22 protein-coding genes are annotated in these 25,890 nt (G+C 47.2%); 17 read left to right on the top strand and 5 right to left on the bottom strand.

Annotation, left to right across the window (positions count from 1 at the left end):
- Positions 1 to 33: 33 nt before the first annotated feature.
- Both ARB69_RS10580 and ARB69_RS10575 read left to right on the top strand, forming a co-directional pair.
- Entirely contained in the window at positions 34 to 726 is a 693-nt protein-coding gene (locus tag ARB69_RS10580) for an ABC transporter permease (RefSeq protein WP_055153016.1), read from the top strand.
- Between the two features lie 302 nt (positions 727 to 1,028).
- Positions 1,029 to 1,286, top strand: a complete 258-nt coding sequence (locus ARB69_RS10575; protein WP_050640560.1) for a TfoX/Sxy family protein — start codon at positions 1,029 to 1,031, stop codon at positions 1,284 to 1,286.
- Between the two features lie 99 nt (positions 1,287 to 1,385).
- Here ARB69_RS10575 and ARB69_RS10570 read toward each other — a convergent pair whose 3' ends face one another.
- Positions 1,386 to 2,318 carry a helix-turn-helix transcriptional regulator gene (locus ARB69_RS10570; protein ID WP_055153014.1) on the bottom strand — a complete coding sequence of 311 codons (933 nt, stop codon included), beginning with the start codon at positions 2,316 to 2,318 and terminating at the stop codon, positions 1,386 to 1,388.
- Positions 2,319 to 2,472: 154 nt separating this feature from the next.
- On the opposite strand from ARB69_RS10570, the gene ARB69_RS10565 reads away from it, so the two are divergent.
- Positions 2,473 to 2,964 carry a cysteine hydrolase family protein gene (locus ARB69_RS10565; RefSeq protein ID WP_050640558.1) on the top strand — a complete coding sequence of 164 codons (492 nt, stop codon included), beginning with the start codon at positions 2,473 to 2,475 and terminating at the stop codon, positions 2,962 to 2,964.
- Positions 2,965 to 3,185: 221 nt separating this feature from the next.
- On the opposite strand, the gene thrS is transcribed toward ARB69_RS10565, so the two are convergent.
- Entirely contained in the window at positions 3,186 to 5,147 is a 1,962-nt protein-coding gene (gene thrS / locus ARB69_RS10560) for a threonine--tRNA ligase (RefSeq protein ID WP_055153012.1), read from the bottom strand.
- Between the two features lie 536 nt (positions 5,148 to 5,683).
- Between thrS and ARB69_RS10555 the strand changes: the two genes are divergently transcribed.
- The 5 genes from ARB69_RS10555 to ARB69_RS10535 all read left to right on the top strand — a co-directional run bounded on the left by ARB69_RS10555 (position 5,684) and on the right by ARB69_RS10535 (position 8,599).
- The gene (locus ARB69_RS10555; protein ID WP_055153010.1) at positions 5,684 to 6,097 is read left to right on the top strand and encodes a hypothetical protein; all 414 of its coding nucleotides are present in this window, start codon (positions 5,684 to 5,686) and stop codon (positions 6,095 to 6,097) included.
- A 196-nt stretch (positions 6,098 to 6,293) separates the two neighbouring features.
- Complete coding sequence (locus ARB69_RS10550) at positions 6,294 to 6,512, top strand: hypothetical protein (RefSeq protein ID WP_055153008.1); 219 nt, start codon at positions 6,294 to 6,296, stop codon at positions 6,510 to 6,512.
- A 125-nt stretch (positions 6,513 to 6,637) separates the two neighbouring features.
- Positions 6,638 to 7,486 (top strand): RNA polymerase sigma factor, encoded by an 849-nt coding sequence (locus ARB69_RS10545; RefSeq protein WP_055153006.1) that lies wholly within the window; start codon positions 6,638 to 6,640, stop codon positions 7,484 to 7,486.
- Between the two features lie 10 nt (positions 7,487 to 7,496).
- Positions 7,497 to 8,183, top strand: coding sequence for a DUF2461 domain-containing protein (locus ARB69_RS10540; protein ID WP_055153004.1), 687 nt, complete (start codon positions 7,497 to 7,499; stop codon positions 8,181 to 8,183).
- 224 nt (positions 8,184 to 8,407) lie between these two features.
- The gene (locus tag ARB69_RS10535; RefSeq protein ID WP_025655996.1) at positions 8,408 to 8,599 is read left to right on the top strand and encodes a hypothetical protein; all 192 of its coding nucleotides are present in this window, start codon (positions 8,408 to 8,410) and stop codon (positions 8,597 to 8,599) included.
- A gap of 134 nt (positions 8,600 to 8,733) precedes the next feature.
- Here ARB69_RS10535 and ARB69_RS10530 read toward each other — a convergent pair whose 3' ends face one another.
- Both ARB69_RS10530 and ARB69_RS10525 read right to left on the bottom strand, forming a co-directional pair.
- Entirely contained in the window at positions 8,734 to 10,029 is a 1,296-nt protein-coding gene (locus ARB69_RS10530; RefSeq protein ID WP_055153001.1) for an MFS transporter, read from the bottom strand.
- Positions 10,030 to 10,307: 278 nt separating this feature from the next.
- Positions 10,308 to 11,645 carry an MATE family efflux transporter gene (locus ARB69_RS10525; protein WP_055153045.1) on the bottom strand — a complete coding sequence of 446 codons (1,338 nt, stop codon included), beginning with the start codon at positions 11,643 to 11,645 and terminating at the stop codon, positions 10,308 to 10,310.
- Between the two features lie 552 nt (positions 11,646 to 12,197).
- Between ARB69_RS10525 and ARB69_RS10520 the strand changes: the two genes are divergently transcribed.
- From ARB69_RS10520 to ARB69_RS10480, 8 genes are all read left to right on the top strand, one after another.
- A complete protein-coding gene (locus ARB69_RS10520) occupies positions 12,198 to 12,563 on the top strand; it encodes an MGMT family protein (protein WP_055152999.1) in 366 nt (121 codons plus the stop codon).
- Between the two features lie 48 nt (positions 12,564 to 12,611).
- On the top strand, positions 12,612 to 14,732 hold the full coding sequence (recQ, locus tag ARB69_RS10515) for a DNA helicase RecQ (RefSeq protein WP_055152997.1): 2,121 nt from the start codon (positions 12,612 to 12,614) through the stop codon (positions 14,730 to 14,732).
- A 404-nt stretch (positions 14,733 to 15,136) separates the two neighbouring features.
- The gene (locus ARB69_RS10505; protein ID WP_242857576.1) at positions 15,137 to 15,718 is read left to right on the top strand and encodes an RNA polymerase sigma factor; all 582 of its coding nucleotides are present in this window, start codon (positions 15,137 to 15,139) and stop codon (positions 15,716 to 15,718) included.
- Positions 15,702 to 16,499 (top strand): hypothetical protein, encoded by a 798-nt coding sequence (locus tag ARB69_RS10500; RefSeq protein ID WP_050640549.1) that lies wholly within the window; start codon positions 15,702 to 15,704, stop codon positions 16,497 to 16,499. Before ARB69_RS10505 ends, ARB69_RS10500 begins: the two co-directional genes overlap by 17 nt.
- Before the next feature lie 82 nt (positions 16,500 to 16,581).
- A complete protein-coding gene (locus tag ARB69_RS10495; RefSeq protein ID WP_055152994.1) occupies positions 16,582 to 17,469 on the top strand; it encodes an ABC transporter ATP-binding protein in 888 nt (295 codons plus the stop codon).
- Between the two features lies 1 nt (position 17,470).
- The gene (locus tag ARB69_RS10490; RefSeq protein WP_055152992.1) at positions 17,471 to 18,718 is read left to right on the top strand and encodes an ABC transporter permease subunit; all 1,248 of its coding nucleotides are present in this window, start codon (positions 17,471 to 17,473) and stop codon (positions 18,716 to 18,718) included.
- Between the two features lie 1,043 nt (positions 18,719 to 19,761).
- On the top strand, positions 19,762 to 20,607 hold the full coding sequence (locus ARB69_RS10485; RefSeq protein WP_055152990.1) for a MerR family transcriptional regulator: 846 nt from the start codon (positions 19,762 to 19,764) through the stop codon (positions 20,605 to 20,607).
- A 307-nt stretch (positions 20,608 to 20,914) separates the two neighbouring features.
- Positions 20,915 to 21,433 (top strand): nitroreductase family protein, encoded by a 519-nt coding sequence (locus ARB69_RS10480; RefSeq protein ID WP_055152988.1) that lies wholly within the window; start codon positions 20,915 to 20,917, stop codon positions 21,431 to 21,433.
- 103 nt (positions 21,434 to 21,536) lie between these two features.
- On the opposite strand, the gene ARB69_RS10475 is transcribed toward ARB69_RS10480, so the two are convergent.
- Positions 21,537 to 22,946: an MATE family efflux transporter gene (locus ARB69_RS10475; protein WP_129878385.1), complete on the bottom strand. Its 1,410-nt coding sequence runs from the start codon at positions 22,944 to 22,946 to the stop codon at positions 21,537 to 21,539.
- A gap of 153 nt (positions 22,947 to 23,099) precedes the next feature.
- Here ARB69_RS10475 and ARB69_RS10470 point away from each other — a divergent pair, with 153 nt between their 5' ends.
- Positions 23,100 to 25,631, top strand: a complete 2,532-nt coding sequence (locus ARB69_RS10470; RefSeq protein ID WP_055152984.1) for an FAD-dependent oxidoreductase — start codon at positions 23,100 to 23,102, stop codon at positions 25,629 to 25,631.
- The last annotated feature ends 259 nt before the right edge of the window (positions 25,632 to 25,890 follow it).

The raw sequence follows: 25,890 nt of genomic DNA, 5'->3' as shown, positions 1-25,890 counted from the left end.
AGGGAGGTCTGTACGACATATTAGGAGGCAGATATGAGAAATGTAACCGCGATTCTGAAAAAACAATGGAAGGATACCCTAAAAAATAAAAATGTACTGATCCAGTTTGTCATGTTTCCTGTATTAGCGGTTATCATGACGTTTGCAGTGGAGATGCCGGGCTTGCCGAGAAATTATTTTGTTTATATGTTTGCGTCCATGTATATTGGAATGGCGCCGCTTATTGCTACGACGGAGGTTCTGGCAGAAGAAAAGGAAAAACATACATTAAAGGCGCTGCTGATGGCAAATGTCAGAATGCCTCAGTATCTGGCGGCAGTGGGCGGGTGCGTCCTGCTGGCGTGTCTGGCAGGCACGGTGTGCTTCGGTTTGACGGCTGGACTTTCCGGCATGGCATTTTTGAAGTTCTGCGGCGTCATGATGACGGGGATCATCCTGTCCGTTCTGATCGGTGCAATTATCGGAACTGCATGTAAAAGCCAGATGAGCGCAACTTCCCTGACAGTGCCCGTTATGATGGTGCTCTCTTTCTTACCAATGCTGTCTACGTTTAACGATACCATTAAGAAAATAGCTGCCGTTTTTTATTCACAGCAGATTTACTTGATGATCAGCGGAATGGACGATGGCGGTACAGCAAAGGCCTGGGGGACTATTTTAGTGAATCTCGGTATTCTAACGGTAGTCTTTATCTATGTTTACCGGAAATTGGCTGAGGAGTCTTAGCTGCAGTTCAGACCATGCCGTGTACTTAGTGCCTCGTAAAATAAGTAACTGCCACATAAGCTGACCTAAATTTCCGATAGCACTACTCCACAAGCCTCAGCGTAGCCCGCTACGCCTGCGTTTGTGGAGCAGCACTCTCGAAAATTTATCTCAGCTTAAATTGCAGTTACTTATTTTACGATGTACTAGCTGCAAGGTCTCGTAGCTAATGAAGTAGTGGTTATCCTATAGAAATGGCTGGCGCACCTTGTTTGTTTGATGTATAATAAATATAATATTCGGATGACAGGAGGTAAGGTATAATGGGAGAATTATCGAAACTGCCCAATATAGGAGCGGTGGTGGAAGAACAGCTTCGGGAGGCCGGCATTACTACGTTTGATCAGCTCCGGGCGATGGGAAGTAAACAGGCCTGGCTGAAAATACAGGAGATCGATTCATCCGCCTGTATCCACCGTCTGTATTCGCTGGAGGGCGCAATACGGGGGATCAAGAAGGCGCAGCTGCCTCCGGATGTAAAAGAGGATCTGAAGGATTTTTATAATCATTTTAAAATGTAATCAACAAAGATTTATATAAGATGAACTGGACTGCATGAAAAAGGCCCGCCGGACTGAGTGATATAGTTTTGGCGTGCTTTTTTTGTCTTTCTTTGCGTATTAATTCTTGTATATGGCAGCGATATCATATAATCTGCGCTTCATTTCTGTACGGATATGTAACGGCTCTAAACACTCGCATTTGTCTCCAAAACTGAGAAGAATATTGTAGTAATATTCGTTCTCTATGAAAGGAAAACTAGCAATGCAATGCTCATTACCGTCCGGCGAGAAGTCTTCATAAGTACAATAATCAAGTACCCTGTCCATGACAGAGTTATGAAAACGAATTTTTATTTTGGTCTGCATAGATGCCAAAATATCAGCAAAATAAAACTGCGGTTTTTGATAATCACGTGGTGCAAAAGTTTCCTCGTTCATTTGCAGATTTGACATACGGGATAGTCTGAATAAGCGAAAATCATTCCTTTTATGGCAATACCCCTGTAAATACCAATGACTGCTTTTCAATACAAGCTGATAGGGTTCGGCTGTTCGTGCAGTTTTATTTCCGTAGCGGTCTGCATAATCAAATGAAATCAGTTTGCTTTCCTGTAAAGCTGTTTTGATTATTTCTAAATAGGGTTGTATGTTTATGTTCCCCATCCACGGACTTAAGTCTATATATATTTGATTTGCCTTTAATTCTATGTTTTTCGCCTGGTCGGCGGGGATAAAGCTCTTGACTTTCGCAAGGGCATTTACCAGTTCACTGCCGCTTATCATATTGGAAAGACTGGAAAGTCCCATTAAAATAGCGGAAAGGTCGGCAGTCGAAAACACCTTTTTATCCACCTTGTAATTCTGCATGATTTCAAAGCCGCCGCCGACTCCCGATGCCCCGCGGACAGGAATACCTGCCATGTTGATCGCGTCTATGTCCCGGTAGATTGTGCGGCGGGAAACTTCAAACATATCTGCTAACTCCTGTGCGCCTACCCGCTCTTTATCAAGGAGTATCATAATAATACTAATAAGCCTGTCAACTTTCATGTGAGAACCACCTTTCAAAACGTAACAGTTCGGGCAGGCTGGAACTGTTACTCAAAAACTTATTTTAAATATAAATTGTTGCCATAATGTTGTCAACAATTAAATGTTATCATAAAAAAGCAAACAAAACAATTTACCTGTAGGAGGAGACAAAATGCAGAACAAAGCCTTAGTAGTAATAGATATTCAAAATGACATCACAAAAAATTACAAAGATATTATAGACAATATCAATAAAGCTGTCGATTGGGCAGACAATCATAATATTCATGTGGTTTATATCAGACATGAAAATCTATCAGCAGGCACGAGGACTTTCAAACCCAATACACACGGGGCGGAATTAGCTTCAGACTTAAAAATAGTATCAAATAATATTTTTACAAAATATAAAGGAAACGCATTGACCAGTGAAGAGTTTGCAGACTTTATCAGCAAAAATGAAATATGTGATTTCTACATAGCAGGTGCAGATGCTGCTGCCTGCGTGAAATCGACCTGCTACAACTTATGCAAAGCAAATTACGGCGTTTCCGTACTTTCGGATTGTATTACCAGCTATGATAAAAGAAAAATCGACGAAATGCTGCGCTATTATGAGAGTAAAGGCAGTAAAATTATGTGTTTGAATGATCTGTTACTTTGAGCTCCTACTATATAAATAGTCTGTAGTTTATAGCATTGTTTCCTGCCCGTAATAGTTCAGGTAAGCCGGAACTTTTACTCCTGCTGTCTAATACCTCAGTTCGGAATATACGGAATGCGGTGAGAGATATTTTTTCTACCAGCTTACAGGCATAAAAGAAACGCCGGCAGCCTGCAAAAACGTATCGTTTATGCAAGTTTCCGGCGTATTTCAAACAGCAGCTATTTCTGTTCCTGTACTTCAATTTTTCGTATTTCTTTTGTTCTGATTTCCCGGCAGACTACGTCGATAAATTCCGGAAGGCCTTTCGCACCTTCATCTCCAAGGAAACGGCTTCTTACGGATACGGTGCCTTCCGCTTCTTCTTTTTCCCCGACAATCAGCATATAAGGGATCTTGGCAAGCCTTGCTTCGCGGATTTTGTATCCGATCTTTTCGGAGCGGCCGTCCACCGTGGCGAGGATATGATTAGCCTTCAGCTCCTTCTCCACTTTGCCTGCATAATCCAGGTATTTATCGGAAACAGGGAGGATACGTACCTGTTCCGGGCACAGCCAGGTGGGGAACATGCCGGCATATTTTTCGATCAGCCAGGCGAGGGTCCTTTCGTAGCAGCCGATGGAGGTTCTGTGGATGATATAGGGGCGTACTTTGTCGCCGTTCTGGTCAATGTAGTACATATCAAACTGTTCGGCAAGCAGCGCATCCCACTGGATTGTGATCATGGTGTCTTCCTTGCCGTATACATTTTTTGCATTAATATCGACTTTGGGGCCATAGAATGCGGCCTCGCCCTCATCCTCCACGAAAGGTACGTCCAGCTCGGTCAGGATATTGCGGATGTGGCCCTCGGTTTCTTCCCAGACTTCTGCATCCCCAATGTATTTTCCCGTGTTATTCGGATCCCATTTGGACAGGTGGTAAGTGACGTCATCCTGAAGGCCCAGGGTGGTCAGGCATTTTTTAGCCAGGGCCAGGCAGCCTTTAAATTCTTCTACCATCTGGTCCGGGCGGACGATCAGGTGCCCCTCGGAGATTGTGAACTGGCGGACACGGGTCAGGCCGTGCATCTCCCCGGACTCCTCGTTGCGGAACAGGGTCGAGGTCTCACTGTAGCGGAGCGGAAGATCGCGGTAGGACTTCTGGCTGGCTTTGTATACATAGTACTGGAACGGGCAGGTCATGGGTCTCAGAGCAAAGACTTCCTTATCCTTCTCCTCGTCTCCAAGCACGAACATGCCGTCTTTATAGTGGTCCCAATGACCGGAAATCTGGTACAGGTCGCTTTTGGCCATCAACGGAGTCTTTGTGCGGATATAGCCCCAGTTATTATCCTCCTCATCCTCTATCCATCTCTGGAGTGTCTGGATAATTTTAGCGCCCTTTGGCATCAGCAGGGGGAGTCCCTGGCCGATGACATCCACTGTGGTAAACAGCTCCATCTCGCGGCCCAGCTTGTTGTGATCGCGTTTTTTCACTTCCTCCAGGTACTGAAGGTACTCGTTCAGCTCGTCCTTTGTGGCAAAAGCACTTCCATAGATCCTCTGCAGCATGGCTTTATTGGAGTCGCCTCTCCAGTATGCGCCGGAAGAGGAAGTCAGTTTAAATGCTTTGATTCCCTTTGTGCTCATCAGGTGCGGGCCTGCACACAGATCCACAAATTCTCCCTGTCTGTAGAATGAGATGATGGAATCTTCCGGGAGATCACGGATCAGCTCTGCCTTATACGGCTCACCTTTTTCTTCCATAAAAGAGATGGCTTCCTCTCTTGGAAGTGTAAAACGCTCCAATTTGGCGCCCTTTTTAATGATCTTCTTCATTTCTTTTTCTATTTTATCCAGATCTTCCCGAGAGAACGGCGCAGAGTCAAAATCATAATAATATCCCGTGTCGATTGCGGGCCCGATTGCCAGCTTTGCATCCGGATATAGATTTTTTACGGCCTCGGCCAGTACGTGGGAGCAGGTGTGGCGTACAACCCGGAGCCCTGCTTCATCACGGGCGGTCAGGATATTCAAAGTGCAGTCATTTTCAATGACTGTTCTGAGGTCAACGACCTCTCCGTCCACTTCTCCTGCGCATGCCGCTCTTGCCAGCCCGTCACTGATATCAAAAGCAATATCAATGACGGATTTGCTTTCCTGGTATTCTTTTACAGATCCATCTTTCAGTGTAACTTTCATTTGTTTTCTCCTCCTTAAAAAATAAAGCCCCTGAACAATCTGAAAACTGTTCAGGGACGATAGACTTTGATACCGCGGTTCCACCCTTTTTGCATGTGCCACTCATTAGACGGTAACGGTGTCGGCCGGGCTGTATTAAAGCCGCTCCAGGGTGGTTTTCGGATGATGTCCCATGAAATGACTCTCAGCAAATGTCTTTCTCTCTGTATGGTTGCTCACCTTACTCGTCCTGTCTTCGCGTTAACGGTATTGACAAACCTGTTTTTTAGTATATCATTTCTTAATGAAAAGTCAAGGGGGAGCGGAGCGGTGGTGTGGAAATCAGGTCATAGCCGGTTGAACAGTTCCGGGCTGCCGGAATTGTTCATACTGTAGACAAAGTCTTTTATACTAACAAGGTTACAGCTCGGAACGCAATGTTTATTCATAGTATAAATATACAGCGCTTCATTTTTTCTATTTACTCTGGTATAATTAAGTAAATTGAAATTTTCAGACACGCTCTAGCCGCAGCGGCAGCTAAGAAGGGAACTGTAATGGAAAAAAATATAAAGAAAAATCATCTATCCTGTATTAGAGTCTTTTTCATCCTGTTGCTTTTTGCTGTGTGCATAACTGTGAATGCACTTTTTTGTAGTGCCTACAATCTATATGAAGTATTAGATAAGACAACTGTTTTTGAGACGTGCGAAATTTCAGGAAGTATCGTTACCAATGAAGACGGTAATAATATTACCTGTTTTAAGACTTCATTTTTGGACAAAAATAATTCTAGTAATGAAACTATAACGAAGAATAAATGCTCAATACTCACGATTGCAGCTATCCCAAAAGCAACCGGCCTGCTTCTTTTTCTTATTATAGTTTTTCTTTTTTTCTATTTAACCTTATTTATATTATTGCCTGATAAATGGACATTAATTAATCAAAAGATACGTCTGGACAATTGAATCAATTCCTTCGCAAATCATGGCCAAAGCATAAATATACATGACCATACGAATCCCTTATTGCAAGTGTTCTGGTGGTTATAAGTCATTTTTAGAATCAAACAATGGCTTCTTTTTTGTATGCAAATAGATAGCGGGTATCAACCGCATACCTATTTTTAGAGCGAAGCAGAGATTGAATTGGAGGAATATATTAGTGAAGAAAAAGATATATAAATTTTTTATCACCCTAATGGTGATCCTTTCCCTGGGTTCAGGTCCCATAGCCATGAATGAGATAGCCAAGATGCTAGAAGCTCTTTCAGGTACAGGTGATGCGCAGGTTCAAGAAGTTGATGAAGAAGAAAAAGAGTCCGAAGAACTAAAAAAAAGAAGAGATTCCCAGATTCATATAAAGATAATTGATGATAGATAGGGGGAAATTGCTAATGCCTTGATTATTATTAATTGTGCTAAAACTTTAAAAATATCTGTCACACCATGGAGCAGATGGTGTCTAATTTAAAGGAAGAAAAAATAAACAGTTAGGAGAAGGATAAGATGAAGGAAGCAAACGATAACAAATATGCGCTTATAGAATCTGCAGTCGGTGGAAATGCAGATGCGCTGGAGAAACTTCTGGCCGGAATTCAGGATATGGTATTTAATCTGTCTCTGCGGATGCTGGGGACAATCCCGGATGCGGAGGATGCGGCGCAGGAGATCCTGGTACGTGTTATGACGAATCTGGGGACATTTCGGAGAGAAAGCGATTTTCAAACATGGGTGTACCGGATTGCGGTGAATTATCTGCTTAATTATAAAAAGTCTATGTTTGCGCATCAGCCGCTGGATTTTGAATTTTATGGAAATGATATCAAATACGCGGTTTTGGATGAGACGGAGGGGCTGATTGAGGAGGAGAGCAGGCAGCAGCTGGCGGAGGAACTGAAATTGTCCTGTACCAATGTGATGCTGCAGTGTCTCGATGCAGAGAGCAGATGTATATTTATTCTGGGGACGATGTTTCGGATCAACAGCCGTACCGCGGGGGAGATCCTGCAGATGTCTCCTGAAAATTTCCGGCAGAGGCTTTCCAGAATCCGCGGGAAGGTGGCTGCATTTCTTGCAGAATACTGCGGACTGTCCGGCGTGGGAATGTGCACCTGCAGGAAGCGGGTGGAATATGCGGTCCGGCAGAAGAGAATCAGCCCGGAACGCCTGGAGTACCTCAAGCTCCATCCCCTTGAAAACCAGGTGCTGGAAGAGTACAAAGACGAGATGGAAAAGCTGGACGAGCTTTCGCTTGTATTTGATGAACTTCCGATGTACCAGACCCCGGAGACGATAAAGGAAAGAATGCTAATGGTAATGAATTCTTCCCAGATGAAAAAGATTCAGGAATATTAGGAGGCCCAACATGTCAAAAATAATTACTTATCTTAGTGAATTGGAACAGAATAATAACCGCGAGTGGTTTCACTCCCATAAGGCGGAGTACCAGGAGGCGTTCGGGGAGTTTGAAGAGATCATCGCCGGTTTGATGGCAGAACTTGGCAAAGACGATGCCAGAATCCTGAACTACCAGCCCAAAGAACTTACATTTAAGCTGATGAGGGACACCAGGTTCAGTAATGACAAGTCTCCGTACAATCCGGCCTTTCGATGTCATATATCACCTGCCGGCAAGCTGCCCGTGCCGGTCGGATATTTCCTGTGTATCCGCCCGGGAGACCGATCATTTCTAGGGGGCGGATTATTTGCTGACATGTTCCGTGATGCCACTGCCATGGTAAGAGACTATATAAACGTTCACGGAGCAGAGCTGCAGGAAATCGTGGAATCCCCTCAATTCAAAGACAGCAAGGCGGGTTTTGTAATCAAAGGAAGCGCATTAAAAAATGTCCCAAAAGGGTACAACGCCGAACACCCTATGGCGCAGTACTTAAAAAACAAGAGCTGGTATATTGAAGACGGTTTTAATGATCAGAGACTGGAGAACAAGGATGCTTTCATCCAATTTGCGGCTGAACGATTTCGGCTTATGGCTCCATTCAATGAATATTTAAATCAGGCGCTGAAGGAATTCAAAATGCCCCAGAGATAATTTCAGAATATTCTGAAAACGGTGGGCAAAGGGGTCAGACCCCTTTTATGTGACTTAATCACAGATTTTTCCAGACAGATAGTGTATAATAATAATATTAAAGAAAAGGAGGTCATGTTATGAAGGTTATAATGAGTAATAATCTGAAAGAATACATGAACGAAAAGGGTCAGAAAGACCTCGTGCTGTTCCTTGGCGCGTGCAGCACATGAGGCGGCTCCTATGTGGAGGTGCTGGCAAGGTTTGCCGGCAAGGATGAGAAACTTGAAGAAAATGGATACAAAAAGGTACCCAGTGAATTGGGACATGTCTATCTGCCGCCTGAACAAATAGAGTTTGGGGATATCCTGAAGCTTGGCTTTACGACGTATTTCCAGATGCCGCAAATTACGGTAGAAGGCTGCAGGTCTGTCTGATTAACAAACAGGTACTCCCTGGAAAAGCCTTTTACGTTTTCCGGCGGACGTACGAACGATGACGAAGTGGAAAATGCCTCTCCCTGATGTTGAATCAGAAGAGGCATTTTCTAATTTGAAATCTGCACGTCTGGCTATTCTTCAAGCGCCCAGATGTGTTTGTTTTTCCGAAATATCAGACAGGTTATCACACCGATAAATCCCAGTATTAAAAACAGCATTGCTGCACCGCTTCCCTTACCGGTGCCGAATAAAAGCCCCGGCAGGCTGTCAGCCGCCTTCTGGCTCATGTATGGTTCAAACACCTTGTCTACGCAGATTCCCCCCAGAAAATAGCCAATCGGAATGGTAAAGAACTGAAAGGTATTGCGGATGGCATATACCCGCCCCTGGAGCTCCACAGGGATGTGGGTGCGAAGCAGTACGTCCATATTCGTATTCATAATCGGGATGAACAGCCATCCAAGCAGTGCGCCCAGGCACCATACGGGTGCACTGTGTCCCAGTGCCAGCAGAAAATTCTCTGTGCTCATAGAAAAAAGCAGAGAATTGGTAATCACCCTTACCCGGCTCTTTGGTTTCGAAGCAAAAGAAGCAAACAGGCTTCCTGCTACATTTGCAATTCCGGAACAGGCATTGACCAGCCCAAGGGCGGCCTCGCTTCCCCCATTGCGCGACAAAAGCATTGCCGGGAGCGCCGCGTTGTACATGGAGGCGGTCAGGTTGATGGCCGAAAGAAAAAGAATCAGGTAAAAGATTCCTTTATTCCGGGTAAGGAATTGCAGCCCCTTTCCTGCGGCCTGAAGAACTGTTTCCTGCGCTTTCCCGGCGGATACCTTAACGGCAGGAATAGGAATAAAAAATGCCAGTGTAATAAATGCAATCCCGAACGTCAGAAAATCAAAGGCAATGACAGCCGTCATTCCAAAAAGCGAAAAAATGGCGGTGGCAATGACCGGGGACAGGATTGTGATCAGAGAATTGGAGAATGAACGCATTCCCCCGGCCCGCTGATATTGTTCCTTTGGCGTGAGCAGGCTGACCGCTACGTCCGAGGAAGGCTGCTGGATGGTGTTCATCAATCCGTTAAAGCCATTGATCAGATACAGGTGCCAGATTTCCAGGCGCCCCGTCCCAAGCAGAAAGAATACAAGTAAGGTGCTGGCTGCCGCGAGACTGTCACATACCAGCATGGTGCGCTTTTTATCCCATCTGTCGCTCAAAGCGCCTGCAAAGATACTCAGCAGTACGTAGGGTGCATAAGAACACACCGTCAGCAGAGCGGATGTAAGCGCGGATCCGGTCTGCTGGTAAGCCCAGATAACAAGCGCGTAACTGGTCATAGAACTTCCCAGTTCCGAAAATGACTGGGTTGCCCACAGAAGGATGAATGAGTGTAATCCCTGAAATAATTTTTTAAAGTTTTTCATTTGACTTTGCTCCTTTTTAATCATTTACTTAAATCGTCATATTAAAAATGCAAAGTCCGGTTGGACGAAAAATAGTCAAGCGCTGCTGCACCAGTGCATCAGTCAAACAGTGCAGAGATGAAACGCTTCCCATTTCTTATCTCCATGCAGTTTCGTCCGTATCAGACCTTGCATGGAGTTCTGTCAATGCAGAGTATCATAAGAATTTCCTCCTTTCTCACAAGCATATAAAATATCTCCAAGAATAGATAGAATCTGGCGAGTACCTCGAATAATAATTAGCTGTCAGTTTTACTTACGAATTCCTCACCGCGCATCTGCTTCATCACAATGCGGTACAAGACTGTCGTGATGGCAAAGGTACAGGCATCAGCCACCGCCTGTGCCATCTGAATGCCAAACAGGCCGAAGAGCGGGGGCAGAATCAGCAGTGCAGGGATGAAGAAAAGCCCCTGCCGGGCGGAGACAAGCACGGAAGCATATCCAGTCTTCCCCATGGTCTGCATCATCATATTATTCATAATAATCCATCCGTTCAGTATAAAAGTCAGGCATTGGAACCGAAGCGCCGTTGTTCCGATCCGGATGACTTCCGAATCATTTCGGAAAATGCCGACCAGATGGCCGGACAGCAGTGCACCGGTGACCGCCAGAACGAACAGAACCACGGTGGAGACCTTCACACAGAACCAGAAAGCCTCCCGGACACGGCCATATTTTTTAGCGCCGTAGTTAAACCCGCAGACCGGTTGGAATCCCTGCCCGAACCCGATCAGAGCCGAACTGGCAAACATGGTAATCCTGCTCACAATGGACATGGCGGCAATCGCGGCATCCCCATAGGGATTCGCGGCAATATTCAGCGTCATGGTAGCGACACTGCCAAGTCCCTGCCGGAAAAGCGACGGCAGCCCGCCGCCCAGGATCTCCCGCAGCCGTTCTTTTCGGAACCGGACGTTACGGAACCGGATGGGGATGCACCCAGAGATGCGGATGCCGGCCAGCAGCAGAATAAAACTGACGAACTGGCTGAGTATCGTGGCAATGGCGGCTCCCGAGATCCCCATGTGAAAGACAAAGATAAAAAGCGGGTCCAGCGCGATATTGAGGACCGCCCCGATGGTAATCCCGACCATGGAATAAAAAGCATTTCCCTGAAAACGGATCTGGTTATTCAATACAAGCTGTGCAGTCATATTGGGGGCGCCAATCAGTATGATCCCAAGGTACTGCTCCGTGTAAGGCAGAATCGTTTTCGTAGAACCAAGTACAATGCAGAGCGGTTTCAGAAAAATCAGTCCCAGTGCCATTACTGCAAAACCGAGGAACAGAGCCAGGAAAAATCCCGTGGCCGCCAGCTGCCCCGCTGCATCCGCATCTTTAGAACCAAGCCTTCTGGAAATAGAATTCCCCGACCCGTGTCCGCAAAAAAAGCCCAGCGCCTGAATCACAGCCATGAGTGGAAATGCTACCCCTACCGCCGCTGTCGCACTGGTGCCGATCCGGCCGACAAAAAATGTATCGGCCATATTATAAAATGAGGTAATCAGCATACTGATAATCGTTGGAACAGCCAGCCGGCCAATCAATCCGGGGATGGGCGCCTCCGTCATCATCCGGTATTTTTCATCCTGAGATGTATTACTGTGCAATGCAATCGCGTCCTTTTTGTAATTTGTTTGTTATGTAGAACTTATTTCACAGCATAGCGGAATTATACTGCCAGGAAGACACAACTTCGTTCATCTATGCTTCATAGTATATCATTATATCAAACAGAAGTGCCAATATCTATCGAAGCTCTTCAGATTGTATAAAAAATTTATAGAATTTATAGAAAATAGATTTGGTTTGAATTTCATAGTATCATCCGTAAACACCCCAAAGCTCCCATACCTAAAAGTTTCCCCCCCCCCTATTCTAACATGATGCACGATACAAATAGCCCATTCCATCCGCCTACCCCGTCTCGGATACAACCTGGGGACTGAGGCTTTACTGCCGGTCGGATGAACCAGCCAATCGAACTGTAAGCGGCAAGCCCTCCGGCCCGTTGCTAAATCTCGTTGCTAAATCCCGATATTGCAGTTTGGGAATGTGTGATATATACTAAAAGCCTAAGGGATTATAATGGTGTTAAGATGCAGAGGTTTAAAGCGGGTGTGACTATGGATTTTTACAAAAGGACAGCCTTGGTATGTTCAATCATTCCGGAAGGAAAAGTTTCTACTTATGGGCAGATTGCGCTGCTGTGCGGAAAACCGAAGCATGCCAGGCAGGTTGGGTATGCCCTGAGCCGCGGGCTTGCGGGGGAGGATGCGCCGGCCCACCGTGTGGTGAACGCGAAAGGGATATTAAGCGGAGCCGCGGCATTTGCCACGCCGGACTTGCAGAAGCAGATGCTGGAAAATGAGGGCGTGGAGGTACTCTGGACAGAAGACGGCTGGCGGGTAGATTTAAAACGGGACGGCTGGAAGAATACAATGGACGAAGCTTTATGGCTGCGGGAAGAATTTGACAGAAGGAACATCTGACAGATTATGTAATAGCCAATGGCATTAATTTACAGGAAGAGGAAATGAATGGATAAATATAAAATTTTGAAAGAAGTGTTCGGATATGATTCATTTCGTGACGGACAGGAGGAACTTGTTGAAAGCACGCTGCAGGGAAGAGACGTACTGGGGATCATGCCGACCGGGGCTGGAAAATCGATCTGTTACCAGGTCCCTGCGTTATTGTTTGAGGGGATTTCCCTCATTATATCTCCCCTGATCTCTCTTATGAAGGATCAGGTGACGGCCCTGAACCAGCTGGGGATACACGCCGCCTTCATTAATAGTTCACTGACGGAGGTTCAATACAGAAAAGCGATGGACAATGCCAGAAACGGCAGGTACAAGATCATCTATGTGGCGCCGGAGCGATTGCTGACGGAGTCCTTTTTATCGCTTGTCAGCTGTGTAAATATCTCCATGGTAGCTGTGGACGAGGCGCACTGTATATCCCAATGGGGGCAGGACTTCAGGCCCAGCTATCTCAAGATCGTGGATTTCATCAATATGCTGCCAAAAAGACCAGTTATTGCGGCCTATACGGCAACTGCCACCAAGGTGGTTAAGGAGGATATTGTCTGTATTCTGGGTCTGCAGGAACCGACGGTCATGGTTACGGGGTATGACAGAAAGAACCTTTATTTTGCGGTGAAAAAGCCAAAAAATAAGATGGCTGAGCTGCTGGCGTATCTTCAGAAGAATGGGGATAAGAGCGGGATTATCTATTGCAACACCAGAAAAAATGTGGAGGAGGTCCATGAGGCTCTGCTGCGGGAAGGCTACATGACGGCAAAGTACCACGCGGGCCTGTCGGATTCCGCGAGGAAACAGAATCAGGAAGATTTTATCTATGATATAAAGCCCATCATGGTGGCGACAAATGCGTTTGGGATGGGGATTGACAAGTCCAATGTGCGGTTTGTCATCCATTACAATATGCCCAAGGATATAGAAAGCTACTATCAGGAGGCCGGACGTGCCGGGCGTGACGGGGAGCCGTCGGAGTGCATACTTCTGTATTCCGGGCAGGATGTGAAGATCAATGAATTCCTGATCGGCAGGCAGACAGAGAACGAAGATCTGGATTATGAAGAGCGGGAACTGATACGGGAGAGGGATAACGAGCGGCTTAGAAAAATGACCTTTTACTGTTTTACAAATGAGTGCCTGCGCGATTATATTCTGCGCTATTTTGGCGAATACGGCGGTAATTATTGCGGAAACTGTGAGAATTGCCTGATGGAATTCCAGGATATTGATGTGACGCAGGAGGCGGTCAGTCTGATCAACCTGGTCAGGACAAGCGGAGAACGATATGGCATCAACGCCATTATCGATGCGGTTCATGGATCTGAAAATGCAAAAGTACGCCAGTTCAGGCTGGACAGAAATCCTTATTACGGTACGCTGAAAAAAGTTACGCTGGTCCGCATCCGGCAGATTATGAATGATCTGCTGGTGAAGGGATATCTGTTCCTGACCACGAATGAATACCCGGTTTTGAAAATGACAGAAATGGGAAGGAATCTGGTCTGGGAGGAAACTCCGGAACCGGTGATTCTCAAACTTCCGAAAGAAGTGGAAAAAGCACCTGCAAAGCAGAAGGCGGAAAAGAAGCAGAAAGTGGTTGACGTGAAATATCCGGATCTGTTTGAACGCCTTCGTCAGAAACGGTATGAGATGGCACAGGAGAACCATGTGCCGCCGTATATCATTTTTTCGGACAGGACGCTGAAAGAGATGAGTACTTATCTTCCTTCTAATAAGGCGGCCATGCTTGAGATTAACGGGGTTGGTACAAATAAGTATGAAAAGTACGGCGAAGATTTTATGGGCATGGTCAAGGCATATATGGAAGAAAAAGGGATCCGTCCGGAGGAAGTAGAGCCAAAGGCAGAGCCGGAAGAGGAACTGGACGAAAAGACGGGTAAAAAGAAAGTAACCATCAAAGACGGATTTGAGGCATACCGGGACAGCCTGGTCTCACAGGGTGTTGTGCAGGCTTACGCGGCATGGACCGAAGAAGAGGAGGAGCGGCTGAAGGAAGAGTACCAATCCGGTATGAAGATAAAGGAGATCAGCGAAGTGCATCACCGTTCAGAGGGCGGAATACGCAGCAGGCTGAAGAAGATGGGAATGATTCTTTAACTGCAGGCAGTTAAAAAATAAAGAAAGAAACAGATAAAAAGAGGCATCTTCCGGTTAATCATGTTTAACCAGGGATATGCCTCCTTTTTTGTGATAAGGTATATAGCCGCAAAGCGGCATCGCGGCGGCGCCAAAGTGTGCAAGCCCTTCATGAGTGAGGCGATGAGAAGTTTAGGCGGGCCTGCCCACTTTGTTTTTTGCCAGATACACCAAGTTGACAGACCGCAGGAGATATGGGAGGATATGAAAGATTACAGGAGGCGGGAAAGCGGAATGTATACTTGGCTTAAGCGGCAAAATCCACGATTTGGCTGTCTTTGAAAATATATTTAATTTAGAAAATTTAAATCATTTCAGGAATCCCATCCGTTATTATTAGTAGGGGACGCCCTGAGGAGGAAAAATTGACGCGCGAAAATGAAATTTTTAAACAAATAGAACAAGGGAATATGGAGGGGCTGGATGAGCTGGTCAGTATGTATTATCCGGAAATATACCGGTATTGCTGTTGGCATACCTCTAACCAGGCAAATGCAGAAGATGCGGTGCAGGAGACATTTCTGAAGGCAGTCCGCTATATGGACAGGTATGCCCACCGGGGCAGATTCCGAGCCTTTCTCTATCGGATTGCTGCGAATACATGCATTGATATGAGCCGGAGGAAATGTGAGGTGCCCGTGGAGGACGAGGTGTTGGAGGCAGTGCCTTTGGTGGATTCCTCCTTCCAGGAGACGGAAGACGATACGGACTTTTTGAGGCTTGTCAGGCAGCTTCCGGAGGAAATGTCGGAACTGGTCTTTCTGCGTTATGGACAGGAAATGAAACTGCGGGAGATCGCGGAGATTACCGGGCTGCCAGTCAGAACGGTACAGTCAAAGCTTCGTTATGCACTGAAAAGGCTGAAAAAGACGGCTGCTGCAGGGCAGGACAAAGAGGGAACATTGCAAAACATGCAGGAATGGCGGGGTGATGGAGATGAAAAATGATGCATTTATAACGGAGCTTAGAAAAGAGTTCCGGGAAAAACAACCGGAGATTTGTGAAAAACATTTGGAAAAAACGGCCGGTATGGTGAAAACTTTTTATACAAGCAGGCAGAACAGCCTGTCCAGGGCCAGAAGAATCGGATTTGGTGAACTGGTTCTGCGCCAGGTCCGGTTTATCGGTTGGAAAATATGGTGTTTACAGTTGATGGTGCTGGTTGGAATGTTTTGTGCGCTTCATACCATTTTAGCGAATATGGAGGTGGCCTCCAGGCATCTGCCCTATCTTCTGTTTGCGATGGCTGTGATGCTGGCGTGGATGGCAGTCCCCATGATGGGAAGAAGCCTCCGATACCATATGGCAGAAGTCGAGAGTGCATCTCTGTTCTCGGCCGGCCGGCTGATGGCGGCAAGGCTGCTGATTACAGAAGCCGGGGCGGTTGTATTGATGGCGGGAATGATTTGTATTACGGCTGCGGGAAATATATACCGCTTCAGCGAGATTATTTTTACAAGTCTGCTGCCATTTCTGGCAGTAAGCGGTATCTGTACCGGCCTGCTTGGGCACATCAGAATCCAGTCTTATGTGAAAAGCTGCAACGCGGGGGTGGTATGCATTCTTGTACTCGCTTTTATCATGGACCGGCTGGACACAAAAAAACTGGCGGATCTGCCGCAAGCAGTGGGATGGACGGCATGTGTATTCTGCCTGGCGCTGTGTGCATATCAAATCCGGAGAATCTGGAAGAAAGACAGCCTTAAGGACGGAGCGGCGTTTTGCTGAAATATATGTTAAGCAGAGGCAGCAGTTCAGTTTCGTCTGAACTGCTGCAGGTACGAAGTAAAACGAGCTGAAAGGAGAAAATATGGAGCTGAAAATAGAACATCTTACAAAAAAATATAAAGACAAGACGGCGGTGGATGATGTTAGCCTGACGGTTACCCCTGGGATCTGGGGGCTGCTCGGCGCAAACGGAGCCGGGAAGACGACTTTGATGAGAATGATAGCGGGAATCATGAAACCCACCTCGGGCTGCGTGAAGTATGACGGGATCAATATCGCTGCGCTTGGGGGGACCTACCGGGATATCTTTGGATATCTGCCCCAGGAGTTTGGATTTTATCCGGAATTTACCGTAAAAGATTACCTGGAATATATGGCGGTGTTAAAAGGGCTGACCAGGCAGGAGTCAAAACGAAAGATCGGAGAACTCCTGGAGACACTGACGCTGGGGGAGGTAAAAAATAAAAGGATTGCGAAGCTGTCCGGCGGAATGAAACGCCGTGTGGGAATCGCCCAGGCGTTGTTAAACGAACCGGAGATCCTGATACTGGATGAACCCACAAGCGGGCTGGATCCAGGAGAAAGGGTCCGTTTCCGCAACCTGCTCTCTGAGTTTGCACAAAACAGGATCGTACTGATCTCCACACATATCGTACCGGATGTAGAGTATATAGCCAGCCAGAATGCTGTCATGAAAGACGGACGTATATTGGCATCGGGGACGACAGATGAGCTGGTAGGAATTATGGACGGCAAAGTCTGGAATGTGCAGATGCCCGCCTATGATGTGCATCGGGCAGAGCAGAAGGCCAGGATCGTAAATCTGCGCAACGATAACAGTGACTATGTATCCGTCCGTTATCTCTCGGACCAGCCGGTTTTTCACGATTCCGTACAGGCTCAGCCGAGACTGGAGGATTTGTATCTGTGGCTCTTTCCGCAGGAAGAATCGGGAAAGGAGGAACACTGATATGAGACTTTTTCTAATGGAACTGAAACGAATTCTGAAAACCAGATCCGTACAGATCGTGATACTGGGAGCCCTTTTGCTGACCGCATTATTGGCATATGCACCGATTAGCTTTGTGAGATACACCATACAGGATGATTCCGGGTATAAGTCGGAGTTCAAAGGGATGGAGGCAATACGGGTACAGAAGGAGGCCCAGGCGGACTATGCGGGAATCGTGACGCCGGAGATGATCGTACAGGCATTGGCACAATATCAGGAATGCGCGGGGCAGTATAAAAACGGTATTTACGATGAAAATATGCCTGTCAATGAATACAACGAAAAAATAGCGCCGGTTTCCTTTATTGTCAGGAAACTGGCAGAGGTGTATGCAGACGATAAATCAGGATTTGCAGCAGATGAAATGAGCCTGACGGCGGAGGATGCCGGGCGGTTTTATGAGCAGTGCAGCCAGCACCTGTCAGATGTGATGAATCTGGAACAGCCGAATCATCCCCAGGCCAGGAAGAAGGCTGCGGCCATGTACGAAAAAGTGGATAAGCCCTTTTCCTATTACCCGGGTACGGATTCCAATTCTATAGAATATTTCGGGATCATGGTACTTTTGATGGCAGTGGTAGGAGTCGTAATCACAGTACCAATATTTTCCATTGAATACCAGACAGAGTCTGACCAGATCCTGCGCTGCACAAAACATGGAAAGCGTCGGCTTGCGATCGTAAAACTGCTCGCCTGCTTTACCATACTGACCGTAATATATGCGATATGCATGACGATTTTCACAATCATAATTAACACAGCATTTGGCTGGGAGGCCAGGCAGACAGATGTGCAGTTTTTGTTTTCCGCAATCACTTTTATAAAACTGACAGTGGGGCAGCTGCAGCTGCTTATTATAGGAATGGGATATCTGACCTTACTCGCCACAATTTTCTTTACCCTGTTTTTATCCAGCAGACTAAAAAGCGTGTCTTCAACCGCCATCACAGCTCTCGTCTTCTGCATTCTGCCCTTCTTTCTCAACAGCTTTTGGAATAGCGGTTTGGGCGACTGGATCAGCGCGGTGCTGCCGTCGGGCGGAACAGGAATGGGGAACAGCTTCTTGTACGCCCTGCTGGATACCCGGTTTCTGTTTATCGGGGAGCATGCCTTCTGGGTACCTTGTGTCATGGCAGTGGCTGCAGCCGTAAATATAGTATTGTTCTGTGTACTAACGGCAGAAACTTACTGCAGACGTACCATCTAAAAAGAATGAATTGGGGTATGAGTGGGGGGCGCGGATGAGGGGCGCTAATGAGAAGGCGAGTCCGGCGCCTGGCGGGGCAATGTCTGCTGGTGAAATGTCCTGACACTTCGCTAAGAAGCTGTAGAAGAAAACGGAAGGCAAAGAGGGGTACTTGACGCATTTGGCCCGAATGCCGATGCATTCGCGCCGCAGGCGTCAACAGAATTTGCCTGGTAAGGCAAATTCTGCCCCCTCTTTGCCTTCCGTTTTCTTCAACAGCTTCTAGAGCTTGCTTTATGGACTTTTCACCAGCAGACATTGCCCCGCCAGGCGCCGGACTCGCCTTCTCATTAGCTGGGCGCATCAGGACGGAAGATTTGGACTCATTTCCCGGGAGGAAGCCTACGACGGGAGCGGCGTATTTGGGCTCACTAGGATTTATGTTTTTTAGAGGGGGAATTTGTCTGTAAAGGTCTTAGGGCGCAAGCTTTTTCCGTTTATTGACTATGAAGTATAAAGTCATATTACAGATGATCTCTTAAAGAGTGTCAGCTAAAGAACAAAGTGTTTTAATAACCGGGGCAAAAACAGTACCGAGGAGTCTTTTCCATCCGCTGCTCCCGTTCAGACGGTACCAACGAAAAGAATTTCTTACTTTCCGTCCGGATGAACCAGCCAAGGGGGAGGTGGGACGCAGGACTTTCTGCCTGTAAGGCCGGTTTAAAACGCCTTATAGCGGACGATTAGAAGTTCTTATAGAGCCAGAGGCGCCCAGAAGGGATGAAAATTGATTTTCAAAATCAATTTTCATTCCGGCCTAAAACGAGAAAGCATCCGGCTTTCTCGTTGCATGTCGGAAGTGCCCTTCTGGGCGCCTCTGGCTCTATTAGAACTTCTTCGTCAAGCGCTCAGGATTTTAAACCGGCCTTACAGGCAGAAAGTCCTGCGTCCCACCTCCCCCTTGGCGTCCCCTCCCCGAATCTTAACAAATTCTTCCCCCAAAAGTCTTGACCCTTACGGTGCGTCAGGGTGTATCGTAGTCTTATCAAAGGAGGGTATGAAAAATGAGAACAGTGAAAGAAGTATCAGAAATAACGGGTATCAGCGTGCGCACGCTTCATTATTATGATGAGATTGGGCTGTTAAAGCCTACTTCATGTAGTGAGGCCGGATACCGGCTTTATGACGATAACGCACTTGAGACTCTTCAGCAGATTCTGTTTTTTAGGGAATTTGATATGCCCTTAAAGGAGATCAAATCCATTATGGATAATCCCGAATTTGATAAGGATAAAGTACTCACCAGCCAGATGCGGATGCTGGAACTGAAACGGGACAGGCTGAACCGGCTGATCGGTACGATCATGGATATTCTGAAAGGAGAGAACAGGATGAGTTTTGAAGTATTCAGTAAAGCGGATATCGAGGAAATGTACAGCCTTATGCTGGAAAATATGGGAGAATCGCAGAAAGATGCTCTGAAAAAACAGTATGGTGATCTGCACAAATTTAAGGAATCTTTTCTGGAGAAAGCCGGTTCCGGGCAGGCGCAGGAAAATTATCAGAAGATGATTGAATGGTATGGAAGTAAAGACAAAGCAATGGACGCGGTAAAAGATAACCTGCCGGAAGAAGTTTTTAATGCCTATCAGAAAAGAAGCGAAACACTTTATCAAAAACTTGCGGAATTAAAGGGGAAGGATGTAAGCACGTTTGAGGTAAAACAGATTGTAGGGGAGCTGGATTTTGTTTCCAGACAATTGTATCAGATGGATGATGTGAGCGCGATGATGTTGGAATTGGCAGAGATGTATGAGACGGACGAAGGAATGGACAAATACTATAATACTGCCTATGGAGACGGAACAGCGAAATATTTGTGCAGGGCAATCCGGGCGTTTTACTGCTAAAGCGCGTTAGAAAATTGTAAAAGCAGCAGCTGTCTGTAAGATAGCCTAAATTTTCGAGAGAATTGCCGCATATGCGGAGTGTTTAAGATGAGGGTTACTATTCACGGCTCATGGGCAGATGCCCGGAGACCATCACGTCATCGGCTCCGATTCTGTGCAGCAGGGTGCACGGCACGGTCTGAACAGTAACTGAATCGTAACGACAATGGCGCTATGCGACATATGGGGTTTTATTGCAGAAATATAAGTGGTACAATGGGGATGGAACCGTTTGTGATGTTTAGGAGTGTATGAAGGAGTGATTCGAATGAATGAAACATTGCGGTGTCTGGAGGAACGCAGGAGTATTCGTAAGTATACGGGAGAGCAGATTCCGGAGAAGATTCTGGAGCAGATCCTACAGGCAGGCACGTATGCGCCCACCGGGATGGGGCTGCAGTCTCCGGTGATGGTAGTTGTGCAGGATGCGGATATGATCCGAAGGCTTTCTGCTCTGAATGCGGAGGTTATGGGGACGGACAGCGATCCTTTTTACGGGGCTCCAACGGTGATTGTCGTGCTGGCAGACAGATCCAGGGGGACCTGCGTTGAGGATGGCAGTCTGGTTATTGGGAATCTGCTGAACGCGGCGGCTTCACTTGGAATCGGATCCTGCTGGATTCATCGGGCGAGAGAGGTGTTTGCCGGGAAAGAGGGCAGAGAGATTCTGGCAGGCTGGGGCCTGGATCCGGACCGGTATATTGGCGTGGGGCATTGTATTTTGGGATATGCGGCGGAACAGGGGGAGGCGAAGCCGAGGAAAGCCGGCTATGTGATCCGTGCTTAGAAGCCTGGGATCAGGCCTGTATCATGTATACAAGAACGGTTAAAAGATGTATAAGTCGGAACTGGCACATTGGGTAGGCAAAAGCCTTCCAATGTGTTTGTCTTTATGTCCGGGAAACCGATTCCTGCTGATGCAGCTTTTTCCATTTCCCCGTCCGGTACTCCATATATGAGATCAGATAATTTGCCGTCCAGCCGATGGGGACTGCCAGCCAGACCATGGATATGCCGAAAAGAGGAGCCATAGCGGCAGCAAAACAGACCCGGATTCCAAGATTTACCAGGTTTGCTACGGTAAACATTTTCATATCTCCGGCTCCGCGCAGTAAACCGTCTGTGATCATTTTCAGGCCGATCAGGGCGTAGAACCAGCCCATGAATCTGAGGCAGCGGATGCCGGTATCCAGAGCCAGGACGGAACCGCCTTCCCCGAGAAACATGGTGATGATCGGGCGGTAAAACAGCTGCAGTGCGAGGCAGAGCAATACGGCAAATGCGGCAACGATCCCATAGGCAGTGTGATAGCCCTTCTGTACCCGGTCGAACCGGCGGGCCCCGATGTTTTGGGCTGTGTAGGGGGACATGGCATTGCCCATTGCGGCCATGGGGACGAAGCACAGGGCCTCCACGCGCATGGCGGCGGAGTATCCGGCAAGGATTTCGGAACCAAAATTGTTGACAACCGACTGCACCAGCATCATGCCGATGGAGACCGTGGACTGCTGAAGGATAGATGGAAGTGCGATTCTGGTCATAGCCTTCAGTTCCTCTTTGCCATACGGTACAGCAGGCCCGGCGGGGTATGCCTTCAGTTCCCTTAAGAACAGAATAAAGGCGGTGATTGCAGAGATGCCCTGGGCTATAAGCGTGGCCCATGCGACTCCGGCTACCCCGAGATCCAGGGAATATACCATGTAGATATCCAGAAGGATATTAAATACAGAGGAGAATATCAACAGGTAGAGCGGAATACGGGAGCGCCCCAGCGCATTAAACATGGAAGACAGCACATTGTACATAAATAAAAAGGGAAGCCCCAGAAAATAGATATTCAGGTATTCTGTGGCCTGTCCCATGATATTGGACGGCGTGTTCAAATACAGCATGATCGTGCTGCTCTGCCATAAGCCGAAAGCGCCCAGCAGGATGCTCAGACCAAGAAATGTGAGCAGTGCGGTGGATATGGAGCGTTTCATCTTTGTATAATCCCGGGAACCGAAAAGGCGGCTCGTAACAACGGAGGAACCGATGCCGCCGCCGATGGCGATAGAAATGAATACATTGGTCAGCGAATAGGACGCCCCAACTGCAGCCAGGGCATCTTCGCCCACAAACCGTCCGACCACGACGGAATCGGCCATGGTATAAAACTGCTGGAACAGGTTTCCGATCATAATAGGAAAGGCAAAGACAAGAAGTGCCTTCAGAGGTCTTTGGTTTATTAAATATTCTTTATTCATGAGTGTGGCACCTTTCAGTAATAAAATCAGTAAAATTAGTATTGCTAAGTTCATAAAGATTATAAGTATATTTTAGTAACAGTTCGAGCGTGCCTGAACTCTTACATATTTTAAACGTTTATTTGGAAATCATGTTATAAGGTTTAAGAAAATGATTTCTGTGGTATTATAAGAAAAAGACATTTGTTTCCTGAAAGGAGATGCGCAATGAAAAGCCTGAAATTAAGAGAAGGATTTTACTGGACCGGTATTGTGGATGATTCCCTGCGTGTATTTGACATCATTATGTATACGGAGTTTGGAACTACATACAATTCGTATGTATTAAAGGCCGGGGATAAGACAATTTTGTTCGAGACAGCTAAAGAGAAATTCTGGGATGATTACCTGGAAAAACTGGAAGAAGTGACTACAGTCAGTGAGATTGATTATCTGGTCGTAAGCCATACGGAGCCGGATCACGCGGGAAGCGTAGAGCGGCTTCTGGATATGTGTCCGCATCTGAAGATTATTTCTACCGGGACTGCAAACGGTTTTTTGAAAGAGATCGTGAACCGGGATTTTACGGGAATTGTGGTTAAAGATGGGCAGAGTATGCAGATTGGGAATAAGACGCTGTATTTTATGGCTGTGCCGAACCTGCACTGGCCGGATACGATGTACACTTACATTGAGGAGGAGCAGATCCTTGTAACCTGTGATTCTTTTGGCTCTCATTATGGATTTCATGATGTGCTGCTGAGCAGAGTGGAGAACTGGGAGGATTATGAAAAGGCCACGAAGTATTATTTTGACTGTATCATCGGCCCCTTTAAGTCTTATATGGTCAAGGCGCTGGAGCGGGTGCGCCAATTGGATATTACGATGATATGTACCGGTCACGGGCCGGTTCTGGACACAAAGCTGGAGCAGATCTACCAATGGTATGAGAAATGGTGTGACGTCCGCAATCCTAATCAGAAGAAAACCGTTATTATTGCCTATGTCAGTGCTTATGGATATACAAAAGAGCTGGCAGAGAACATTGCGGAAGGGATTCGGGAATGCGGGGATATTGATATCCGCCTTTATGATATGGTAGAGGCAGATCCGGGCAAAGCCGTGGAGGAACTGGGATTCGCAGACGGGATTTTGCTTGGGACGCCTACGATTGTGGGGGAGGCGCTGAAACCGATCTGGGATCTGACGCTGGCTATGACGCCGGTTACCCATGGCGGCAAGCTTGCAGGCGTATTCGGCAGTTACGGATGGAGCGGCGAAGGCGTTCCCCATATAGAAGAGCGCCTCAAACAGCTGAGGATGCAGGTGGTGGAAGGGTATCAGGTTCGTTTCAGACCGGATCAGGCGGACAGACAGGACGCCTTTGATTTTGGATATAATTTTGGGTGTATCCTTCTGGACAGACCAAATACAAAGAAGAAAACCGCAGAGAGCGGCCTTGTAAAATGCCTTGTCTGCGGAGAGATATTCGATGCCTCACTGGAGATCTGCCCGGTCTGCGGGGTGGGGAAGGAAAACTTTGTTCCCGTGGAAGTGGAGGAGAGTTCTTACCGCAAAGATACGGAAGACTTCTATCTGATTCTGGGAAATGGCGCGGCAGGTTATCAGGCGGCAAAGGCTATCCGTGAACGGGATAAGACAGCTTCCGTTGTGATGATTTCTGATGAACCTTACCGCTCATACAACCGGCCCATGCTGACAAAGTCTATCATGGCGGAATTAGATGAGGACCAGATCGCCATTCAGGATGAAAGGTGGTATCAGGAACAGAAAATCGTACAGGTTCTGGGTAAGAAAGTGACTTCCGTGGATACAAAAGAAAAAGAGGTGTCATTGGAGGATGGAACACGCCTGAAATATACAAAGCTGATTTATGCTCTGGGCGGGGAGTGCTTTATCCCTCCGATTCCCGGCAGTGACAAGGAAGCAGTCGTAGCTATCCGGAGACTGCAGGATACGAGGAAGATTGCCGATCTTCTTCCTAAGGTAAAAAATGTCGTTGTCATTGGCGGCGGCGTACTGGGGCTGGAGGCTGCCTGGGAGATGAAGAAGGCAAAGTGCAGTGTTACGGTGCTGGAAATTGCGCCTGTTCTGATGGGGCGCCAGCTGGATGCTTCTGCGGGAGAGTTGTTAAAAGATATTGGCGGAGAGTGTGGAATTAACATCAGGACCGGCATACAGGTGGAGGAGATTCTGGGAGAAGAGCGGGTAACCGCAGTTCGGCTGAAAGGCGGGGAGGAAATCCCTGCGGATATGGTTATCATTTCCAGCGGAGTCCGCGCCAATATCGGGCTGGCTGAGCAGATGGGGCTGGAGACGGATCGTGGCGTGGTGGTGAACGGCAGAATGGAAACGAGTATGGCAGATGTATATGCATGCGGTGACTGTGCACAATACCAGAACGTCAATTATGCAATCTGGCCGGAAGCCGTGGAACAGGGAAAAGTGGCAGGCGCCAATGCGGCAGGAGAAGAAGTTGAATATGAGCAGGTACCGGCGGCGCTTACGTTTAACGGAATGAATACCGCGCTTTATGCAGTGGGAGATACGGGGAAGAACCCGAACCTTGTGTATAAGACGGTGGAATTTAAAGATATGGGTAGAAAACAGTATAAGAAATATTACTTCCTTAATAATAGACTTTGCGGAGTTATCCTGATCGGGGATGTGGCTGAGATGGGGAAGATGGGATCGGCAGTGGAGAAACGAATGGCTTATGGGGAGGTTATGAAAGGGTAGGAGGTCCGCGGTTTTGACGGACATACGGGAAGCAGCCTTCGGGTACACATGCCGGAAGGCTGCTTCCCGTCTGTCCGACAAAACCGCTGGGCGCATCCGGGCGGTAGGAAGGGCGTGGCTTTTCTCGGGAGTGAATGGAACGGGGGAGGCGGATTGGGTTGGAAGTAGATTGAGTTGGACTGGTAGTAAGTAGAGGGGGATATTTGCTGGAGGAGCCAGTGTGGGGATGGTATTGCTGGATTGGATTTACAGTAGTTTT

This window comes from Faecalicatena contorta, assembly GCF_001404335.1.
Lineage (GTDB): Bacteria > Bacillota > Clostridia > Lachnospirales > Lachnospiraceae > Faecalicatena > Faecalicatena contortus_B.
Note: the sequence above shows the minus strand (reverse complement) of the source record. Positions and strands in the feature narration are given on the sequence as shown.